General features: G+C 66.0%; 7 protein-coding genes. 1 reads left to right on the top strand and 6 read right to left on the bottom strand.

Translation table 11 applies throughout. From position 1 onward, the window contains the following. A partial coding sequence (locus tag ACTIMF_RS18770; protein WP_442351800.1) for a M13 family metallopeptidase occupies positions 1 to 1405 on the bottom strand: 1405 nt, incomplete at its 3' end. Positions 1406 to 1462: 57 nt separating this feature from the next. After that, entirely contained in the window at positions 1463 to 2185 is a 723-nt protein-coding gene (locus ACTIMF_RS18775; protein WP_442351801.1) for a pirin family protein, read from the bottom strand. Positions 2186 to 2315: 130 nt separating this feature from the next. Here ACTIMF_RS18775 and ACTIMF_RS18780 point away from each other — a divergent pair, with 130 nt between their 5' ends. Next, a complete protein-coding gene (locus ACTIMF_RS18780; protein ID WP_442351802.1) occupies positions 2316 to 3968 on the top strand; it encodes an NTF2-like N-terminal transpeptidase domain-containing protein in 1653 nt (550 codons plus the stop codon). A 4-nt stretch (positions 3969 to 3972) separates the two neighbouring features. Here the strand turns inward: ACTIMF_RS18780 and ACTIMF_RS18785 are convergent, their stop codons facing one another. The 4 genes from ACTIMF_RS18785 to ACTIMF_RS18800 all read right to left on the bottom strand — a co-directional run bounded on the left by ACTIMF_RS18785 (position 3973) and on the right by ACTIMF_RS18800 (position 9625). After that, a complete protein-coding gene (locus ACTIMF_RS18785; RefSeq protein ID WP_442351803.1) occupies positions 3973 to 4386 on the bottom strand; it encodes a DUF3054 domain-containing protein in 414 nt (137 codons plus the stop codon). A 53-nt stretch (positions 4387 to 4439) separates the two neighbouring features. Next, positions 4440 to 5612 (bottom strand): lysylphosphatidylglycerol synthase transmembrane domain-containing protein, encoded by a 1173-nt coding sequence (locus ACTIMF_RS18790; protein ID WP_442351804.1) that lies wholly within the window; start codon positions 5610 to 5612, stop codon positions 4440 to 4442. 21 nt (positions 5613 to 5633) lie between these two features. Continuing rightward, a complete protein-coding gene (locus ACTIMF_RS18795; RefSeq protein ID WP_442351805.1) occupies positions 5634 to 8852 on the bottom strand; it encodes an MMPL family transporter in 3219 nt (1072 codons plus the stop codon). A 116-nt stretch (positions 8853 to 8968) separates the two neighbouring features. Continuing rightward, a complete protein-coding gene (locus tag ACTIMF_RS18800; RefSeq protein WP_442351806.1) occupies positions 8969 to 9625 on the bottom strand; it encodes an NYN domain-containing protein in 657 nt (218 codons plus the stop codon). Positions 9626 to 9709: the final 84 nt, after the last annotated feature.

The following is a 9709-nucleotide window of genomic DNA, read 5'->3' on the forward strand; positions in this document are numbered from 1 at the left end:
GCAGGATCGCGGCGGGGAAGACGATCTCGTTCATGCCCGGGTTGTAGTAGGCGTTCACCGTCTGCGGGGTCATGAACCATTCGTCGTGGTCCACCGGCCCGCCGATCTTGGCGAATTCCCGCGACGTGTCGAACGACGACGCACGACGCAGATTGCCGATCAGATCGCCGCGGTCGACCTGCAGCGTCGAGTAGTCGATCCACTTGGCCGGGTAGCCGATCTTCGGCGTGAACTTGTCGAGCTTGGCCAGCGCGCGCTCCCGCGTGGTCGGCGTCATCCAGTCGAGGTCGGAGATGTTGCGGCGATACGCCTCGACGAGGTTCGCGATCAGTTCGTCCATGCGAGCCTTCGCTGCGGGCGGGAAGTGTTTCGCGACATACAGCTCACCGACTGCGAAACCCGCAGCCGACTCGACGAAGCCGACCCCGCGCTTCCACCGGTCGCGAATCTCCTGTGCTCCGGTCAACTCGGTCCCGTAGAACGCGAAGTTCTCGTCGACGAATGCGCTCGACAGATAGGGGGCGACCGAATTCAACAGGGTCCACTGCAGCCACGTCTTCCAGTCGTCGAGGGGACGTGACGCGACGAGTTCGCCGACTCCGGTAAAGAACGACGGCTGCCCGACGACGACCTCGGCGAATGTCTCGTCGCTCGGGGCGTCGATACCGGTCAGCCAGGCGGATACGTCGAATCCGGCAGCGCCGTCAGTGAACTCGGCGAGGGTCCGCAAGTTGTAGGTGGCCTCAGCGTCGCGGCGTCGCACCACATCCCAGTGATGGCCCGCGATCTGCTTCTCCATGTCGACGACCCGCGACGCCGCGTCTTCGGGATCGTCGATCCCCGCCAACCCGAACATCGCGGCCACGTGCTGGCGATATGCGGTCAGCGTCTCGGCGTGGTTCTCCTCGCGGTAGTACGACTCGTCGGGCAAGCCGAGCCCGCCCTGGCCGAGGTGTACGAGGTAGCGATCGGACCGGCGTGCGTCGGTGTCGACGTAGAGGCCGAACAGTCCGCGGACGCCGACCCGCTGGAGGGAGCCGAGCGTGCGGGACAGGTCGGCGATCGAGGAGATGGTCGCGATCGCTGTCAGGTAGTCACGAACCGCTTCGAGCCCGAGCTCTTCGATGCGCTCGGTGTCCATGAACGATGCGTACAGATCGCCGATCATCGTCGACGTCGCGTCGCCGGGGCTCTGCGCGCACTCCTCGACGATCGCGCGGACGTCGGCTTCAGCGTTGTCGCGCAGAACGTGGAAGGCGCCGTCGATACTGCGGTCGCCCGGAATCGTGTGCGACTCGAGCCACTTGCCGTTCACGTGAGTGAAGAGGTCGTCGGCGACGCGCACCGCGGGGTCGACCCACTCCAAGTCCAGTCCTGAGATTTGTTCGGTAGTCACGCACTCCATAGTGCACGGTCTCGGTAGGAGTCGACCAGCGATACCGGGCTCCGCCAGCGCCCGCCGCTATTCGCCGAGACGCTTGGACATCGACCAGATCAAGACCTCTGAGTCGGTGTTCGCGGTGATCGTGGAGCCGCCGAAATCGGTGGCGCGCAGTGCGTCTGCGGTCTCGAGGCGGTCGCCGTCGACGGTGAGGGCTCCCGCGGTGACGAACAGGTGGGTGAAGCGACCCGAGGGGACCGTGGCCGACTGGCCGGCGTTCAGTCGGACTGCGTGCAATGTGGCGCCCGAGTTGGCGATACGGATCGCGGAGTCGTGGGCGCGGTCGCCCGATGCGATCGGCACGACGGATCCGGGCGTCAGGTCGGCGGTGACGTCGCGCTGCTCATAGCTCGGGTCGAGACCGTTCTCGTCGGGCCACACCCACATCTGGATCAGGTGGACGGGCTCGGTCGAGGAGGCGCAATCGTTGCGTTCGGAGTGCAGAACGCCTGTCCCCGCACTCATGCGCTGGGCGAGTCCTGGGTGGATGAGACCGGAGTTCCCTTCGGAGTCCTGATGGACCAACGACCCAGACAGCACCCACGTGAGGATCTCGGTCTCGGAGTGAGGATGGGTGTCGAACCCTTGACCGGCCTCGATTGTGTCCTCGTTGTGCACCATCAGTACGCCGTGGTGGGTATTGGCTGGATCGTAATGGTCGCCGAACGAGAAGCTGTGCGACGAGGTCAGCCACGGTGTCTGTGTGGCGACACGATCGGCAGCGCGCAGAATCGTCGAAGACATACCTCTATTATGCGGAAAGGGCCTCGCTACGCCGATCCGGCGGCGGTGATGCGAAATCGAGACCACAATGATTCGGTAATGTGAGGCCCTGTGCGGTGAAACGCATGTGAGACGAGTGAAAATTGGTGTCATGGTGTGGAGGGGAAACAGTGCTGCGGCGGCGGTAGTAGTCGCTGCCGTGACACTGACAATGGTCGCGGGGTGCGGGTCGAGGGACGACACCGACGTGGCCGGGATCGTCGGCAGCTTCGCCGGGGCGATCGAGAACCAGGACGTCGAAGCGGCGTCCGGGCTGACGACTGCTCCTGCGCCCGCTGCCGAGTCACTCGGTGCCACATTTGCGGGCATGGGCGCCGAGACGGTCGAGACCACCGTCAACAAGCCGGTCGAATACAGCGACGGCACGGCGTCGTTCACCATGAAGACCACCTGGGAGTGGCCCGGTCAGGGCTCATTCGAGACCAGCACGTCCGGCACGGCACGTGAGTTGTCGAGCGGGTGGAAGGTCCAGTGGGAGCCCGGCCTCATCTACCAGAACATGCCGGCCGGATCCCGATTGCAGAAGGTCCGCACCGACGCGACGCCCGCACCCACCGTCGAGAGCCGCACCGGCAAGACCTTTATGAAGATGGTGCCCGTCAACGAGATCACCTTTGATCCGAAGGCCGCGGGTCGCAAGTCCGATGCCGCGATAGCGTCGTTGGCTGATGCCGTCGAGCCGATCGCGCCGCTCGTCACGGCGTCGGTGATCCGCAAGAAGGTCGACGAGGCCGGCGGGCGCTCAGTCGTCGCCGTGACACTGCGCGAGTCGGATATGAGGACGCTCACGTCCGATCCGGAGAAGATCACCGGTGTCACCGTCAATCGCACCGGAAAACTCGTGATGGACGACCGTCGACTGTCGAGCCCCCTCGAGAGCGGACTGACCAACTATTGGACTGCGGTGCGCGACGCGACCGCGGGTTGGCAGGTCCAACTGGTGACACCGGGGACCCGCCCGAAGCGGTTGGCAGGCAAACAGGGGCCGCCGGCCAAGGACGTCGCGACCACCGTCGACCAGAATGAACAGCTCGTGCTCGGCGACACCGTCGTCGAAGTGGCGCAGCCGGCGGCCGTGATGACGTTCGACGCGTCGACCGGTGGCATCCTCGCCATGGCACGGAACGACGCCGCCGATCGTAGTGACGTGGAGGCAGGTGCCGCGTACGCGACCGGATCGACCCTGGACCCCGTGTTCGAAGCCGTTGATCGCGCCGCCAACGACGACTCCGGTAGCGCCAATGACATGCTCTACCGCTTCGGTCTCGGGGTGAAGTTCACCGCGCCGGGCGTGAGCCTCCCGCGTACCACGACACCGACCAAGCCGAAGGTGTCGAGCGCCGGCTTCACACCGAACGACTACAAGTCGACGATGCTGAACATGGGGGCGCTCGGCGTCGCCTTGTCGCGGGCGTCCGACGGGGCGACCGACGCGGTCGCTCCCTACCTCGTCAAGGGCGCGACGACGAAGGTCACCGACGGAAAGCTCGAACACTTCGAACCGGAGGTCGCCCGCGAGATCTTGCGCTCGATGGCGACGAACGCGAATACCGGCGACGCGAGCGACCTGACCGGAGCACCGGGTCTGCGCGCCCTCGTCGGAACCAACGGCCCGCAGGGGCCGGGCTGGTTCGTCGGACTGCAAGGCGGCAAGGTCATCGTGATCTACTGCGAGGGCGAGAAGTCGGGGACCGCGGCCCTTCAGGTGGCGCAGAAGTACTTCAAGGTGTCGAACAGCAGGTAGCCGGTCAAGACCTGCTCCGCGCGATGAGTGCGGCGGCCGCTCGCCAGCCGAGAAGCAGCACCCCGTTGGCGATCGTTGCGACGACGATGAACGACGTCGCAGTTCCTTGATCGGACAACACTCGCAGGACCATCCCGATTACGACCGTCGACACCCACACGAGCAGGCCTGCGGGCAGCAGCCGTTCCGGTGCGGACCGTCTGCCCGTCGCGAGGACGGTCACGGACCATCCGACGACTGCGCCGACTAGGAACGGCCACAGCGTCGTCAGGAATCCGGTGAGAGACCCCGCTTCGTCATGGTTGCGGCGACCGATGGCGACGAACACGCAGACCGCGACGATATCGGCGACGGCGGCGAGGGCGACGACGCCCACGGGAGTGCGGTGCGGTCCGGTCTGGGTGTCACGGGTCGTCATGCCCCCACGGTAGCTGGACCGTCTCGAAGCAACGGGGGCAGAGGCAGTCGACCTCACTCGGGTGAGTGAGGGTTCCTCGGGTCGTCGTCGCGATCAGCGGTCCCCTCCGACGTCGACGAATCGTTGTCCTGCCGTGCGATTCGGGCACGGTCGTCGGCCATCTCCCGGTCGAGCGTGACGTCGGACTTGAATGCGCCGCGGTACCGTACAGCGATCACGACCCAGCCGACGACGGCCACGAGGATGTAGCTGATGACGCGGTAGATGAGGACCGCGGTGAGGGCGACGCCTGCGGGCATTCCTGCAGAGGTGAGTGCCAATTGTATGGTGATGTCGACGACGCCGATACCGCCGGGCAACAGCGGAATCGCCGTGCCGACGGCCTTTCCGGCGGCGTACGCGACCATGAGTCCGGCGAACGATGGGTGCGCCTCGACCGCATAGCACGCGAACGCGAGGCAAGCGACGTCAGCGACCCAGTTGAAGAAGCTCCACCCGAATGCGATGGCCCCGTCGCGCCTATTGAGCTGGACGGCCTCCAACTGTTCGATGATCTGTTTGAGCCGCGCCGTCCCGTGGTCGGGCGACTTGTCCCGGACGTTGTTGACCCAGCCGAGGACGCGGAGTCCCGCGTTCTCGAGCATCTGCGGGTGGCTCGCCAGGTACTGGACGGCGACGGCGAACACGAGGAATCCGGCGACGCTGAAGATGACCGAGAACGGGCTGGTCTTGGCTCCGGCCAGCAGTGCGCCGCCCAGACCGAGCACTGCGAGGCCCGCACCGGCGAGCAGACCCGACATGACCACCTGCCACGACGCGATGACCGGTGTGGCTCCCCACTTGCGGCTCTCCCGGTAGACGAACGCCGGCGAGAGGACCTGGCCGCCCGGCATGGTCTGGGACACCGAGTTGGAGGCGAGGATGACTGCGAGCGACTCCGCCTGCCTGACCCTGACGCCCGCCGAACGCATGAGGGCCCGCTGCACCTGCGCGTAGCTGTCCATCGAGAGGCCGGCGGCGACGATACAAGCGATCACCCACTCCCACCGGAGTTCGCCGATGTGGTCCCACGTCTCCCGCAGTTTGGGCCAGACGTAGTAACCCTCGATGCCGAGTACGACGATGACCACGACGATCGCGCCCCATCGGAGCCAGAGACGCCACGGCCGACGCTTGCCCGACGGCGAGTCGGGGGCGTCGGCCGTGGCGGCGGCGTCGTCGGGCATGACGTACACCCTACGGGGCGGTCAATCCTCGTCTGACTGATGACCCCGGCTGCGACGCAGGAGTTCCTGGACGCTGATCTGGTTTCCCTCACTGCCTCGGTCCGGTCGCAGTTCGCGGGCCGATCGCGAATCAGTCGACTCGGGCCGCTTCTCGTCGCGGTCCGGAGCGGGCTGCCGAGTGTCGGCCTGTCGTGCTCCGGGCCCGGCCGGTGGGGTGGGCGTCGGTGGTGTAGGCGTCGGGGTCGGCCGCCGACCGGGTGCAGGCGTCGCCGGGATCTGAGTGGCCGGCGGCGCCTGCCGGGGACGAGGCCCGGAAGGTGGGTTGGGCTGCGGCTCGCGCGGAGTCGGTGGTGCGGTCGGCCGAGGACCGGGTGCAGGTCGTTGCGCGGGCAACGGCTGCGACGTAGGACGTTGTGGACGCACCGGTTGTGCCGGGGCCGAGGAACCCGGTGCCTCGACCGGTGCTCCGGCACGTTGCTGCGGCCGTGGCCGCAGGTCACGCGAGGTCTGACGGACTCCGCCCGCTCCGAGCCGCCACGAACCGGTGTCCGGGCCGTCGCTCTTGCGCCTGGTCGACGGTTGTGCGGGCGCCGGCCCAGCGGGTTGCGAGCCAACAGGTTTGGGCCCAGCAGGTTTCGGCCCATTAGGTTTCGGCCCATTAGGTTTCGGCGCGGGGGTCTGGGGGACGGTCTTCGTTACCGGCTGCTTCGACGTGGTCACCGATCCCGTGGCCGACGTGTCGTCGGAGATCAGTTCGTCCAGCGTGCTCTCGGTGCCGTGCGAATCACTCACGGCCACATCGGAGTCGCTGTCATGACTGGTGGTTGCCCGGCGCGCTCGGGCGGGCTCGGCGCGGCCGGCCACCGGACGTTCGGCGACGCGCTTCATCGCCGCCGTCGGAGCCTCGGCTGCTGCGACGATGCCGCCCGACGACGCTCCCGCTGTTGCGAACGCGCGCTGTTCCTTCTCGTCCGGTTCGTCGCCGAGGGTGGTCTCGCCGAGACCGATCTTCTGCTGTAGGCGCTGCATCCAGCGCGGCGACCACCAGCAGTCGTCGCCGAGCAGCTTCATCACGGCCGGTACCAACAGCATGCGGATGACGGTCGCGTCGAGGATCAGCGCGGCGATCATGCCGTATGCGATGTACTTCATCATCACGATGTCCGACAGGCCGAAGGCCCCGGTGACGACGACGAGGATCGCAGCGGCCGCCGTGATGATTCGACCGGTGTTCGCGGTGCCGATTCGGATCGCCTCGGTCGTCGACGCCCCGTTCTGTCTGGCTTCGACCATGCGGGAGAGCAGGAATATCTCGTAGTCGGTCGACAGTCCGTAGATGATTGCGATGATCAGCACGAGGATCGGTGCGAACAGCGGGCCGGGTGTGAAGTTGGCGATCGACGAGCCGTGTCCGTCGATGAAGACCCACGTCAAGATGCCCAGCGTGGAACCGAGGCCGAGGGCCGTCATCAACGCGGCCTTGATCGGTAAGATCACCGACCCGAACGCGAGGAACATCAGGAGCCCGGTCACCAGCACCAGCAGGATCGCCATATACGGCAGTTTGGACATCAATCCGTCGATGGAATCCTGGGTGAGGGCAGGCGTGCCTGCCACGTACATTCGCAGGCCCTGGGTGTCGATGTCGCGCAGCGATTTGATCGCATCGGGCGCGTCGTCGCGGTTCTGCAGGCCCGCCGACATCTGAGTGACGCCGAGCCCGTTCTCCTCGTCGCCGTAGATCCCGTCGAGTGCGCCGCCGTCGGCGTCGGGCGAGAACGCTTTGGTGAAGCCGGGGACCTTGTTGGCCTGGTCGGCGATCGACTGCAGTTTGGTCGCGACGTCGTCGCCGTTCTGGTCGTAGACGACGACGAGCTTCAACTCTTCGGTGCGCTCGGTCGGGAACAGTTCGTCGAAGTGCTGTTGGGCGACTCGGTTCTGGTTGTCCGGCGGCAGAAGCTTCTCGCTGAGTCCGGCGAACGCGATGTTGCCGAACGGGATGATCAACGCCAGCAGGAGCAGAACGGTCGGGATCGCAGTCTTGAGCGGGTGCCTCATGACCCACGACGCGAGCCTGCCCCAGAAGCCGGCCTCGACCGCTTCCCGGGTCTTGGTGCGATTCAGGAACGGCAGACTCAACGCGTCGACACGACGGCCGAGGATCGCCAGAATCGCAGGCAGGACGGTGATCGACAGGATTGCGGCGAGCCCGACGGACGCGATGGCGCCGTACGCCACGGATTTGAGGAACGCCTGCGGGAACATCAGCAGACAGGCCAGAGCGGCGACGATGATGGTCGCCGAGAAGACGACGGTCTGACCCGACGTCATCACCGTTCTTCGTACGGCGGCCTTCGGCGTGTATCCCTCGGCCAACTCTTCACGGAAACGACTCACCATGAACAGTCCGTAGTCGATCGCGATGCCGAGACCGATCAGGGTGATGACGGACTGCGCGAAGATGTTGAGCTCGGTGGTCTGTGCGATCAGCTTGGTGATGCCGAGCGAGCCGGCGATCGTCAGACCGCCGATGAAGACGGGGAGGATCGCGGCGACGACACCGCCGAACACGAACAGCAGCATCACCGCGACCACGGGCAGCGCGATGACTTCGGCGCGGTTGATGTCCGCGTCCATGCCCTCGCTCATCGCGCTTGCGATCGGTTGCAGGCCAGCCAGTTCGAACTGTGTCCCCGGGAGTTCGTAGCGTTCGTCGAGACCGTCGAAGAAGCCTTCGATCGACTTGTAGTTCTTGAGGATCGTGGTGTCGTCGTTGCCGTTGACGCCGATCGAGATGAAGCCGTGCTTGCGGTCGGCGGTCCACATCCGGTCTTGCTTCTGATCGGCCGCGATCTGACTGGCCCCGTTTGTGGCGGGATCGAACGGGCTGATCAGGCCCGCGTGGTCGGTGTCGACGTCGCGACTGACGACGTCGGGGTGTTCGGCGATCAGGTCATTGGTCAGCTTCTGCATCTTCTGTCCGAAGGCCTCGTCGTCGATCGACGTGCCTTCGGGCGGTGTGATCAGCAGGATGACGTCGGACTTGTGGTCACGGCCGAGGGCTTCGTCGGCGACCACTGAGCCGGTCACGGACTCCGATTGGGGGTCGAACCAACCGCTCTGCGACAGGTGGTTCGGCAGGTCCATGCCGTACAGGCCGAGGCCGCCCATCAGTGCGATCAGCACAGCGATGACGGCGTAGCGCATTCGGTACACGAATGAGCCGATGGATCCGAACACGCCGGCTTCCTTCCTTCTCGCGAACACTCGAAAGTGCGATTGTCTCAGCTACACCTGAGAGAACACGACTACTACCAGGGGCGAAACGCTCAGTCTTCGGTACGGGACACTCAGTTTCACTTGAGGAGTGCGCTGAGTGGACGGAACGGGGTGAGCCATGCGCCGTCGTCGGGCAGGGAGTCGAGGCTGATGCGGGGGAGGGGTTCGCGGAACACTCCGGTGATGTCCTCGAGGTCGACGAACTCCAGTTCGTCGGCGGCGAGCGCCCAACTCGCGTGCTCCCGGAAACCGATCACGGTGACCGGGACGCCCTCGGCGGCGATCTCCAGGAGCGGCTCTCGGAAAGCCTGACCGTCGGCGGAGGCGACAATCACACCGGCGAGCCCGGGAGAGTGTCGTCGCACCTCGAGATGATTGAGCATGTCGTCGTCGACGTCACTGTCGTCGGTCAGCTTGGGCTTCGCGAAGACGGCGTAACCGACGTTTCGCAGGGCTTCGACCCACGGCCGGACGACATCGGCGCTTCCGGGTGCGATGTTCGTGAAGACCGTAGCCTCGGGCTCGACATCGGCGTGGGTCGCTGCGCCGATCGCTGCGGTCCGTTGGAGCACCCAGCGGCCGAGCGCGTCGAACCGGGGTCGGTGCGCGGCGGTGGGACGGCCGCCGAGCAGGCTGCCCAGGCCCATATCCATGTTGGGGGCGTCCCAGACGAGGAGGACTCGTCTCGTTTGGCTGGTGCCGGTGATCGCTTCGGCGAACTCTGGTGCGGTCATGAGGGATCCTCCTGGCTCTGACCGCTCGCCGTGGCGCGCGGGTACGGCTTCACGTAGACGAACTCGTTGACGTCGCGGCCTTCT

The organism is Gordonia sp. (in: high G+C Gram-positive bacteria), assembly GCF_052106715.1.
Classification (GTDB): Bacteria; Actinomycetota; Actinomycetes; order Mycobacteriales; family Mycobacteriaceae; genus Gordonia.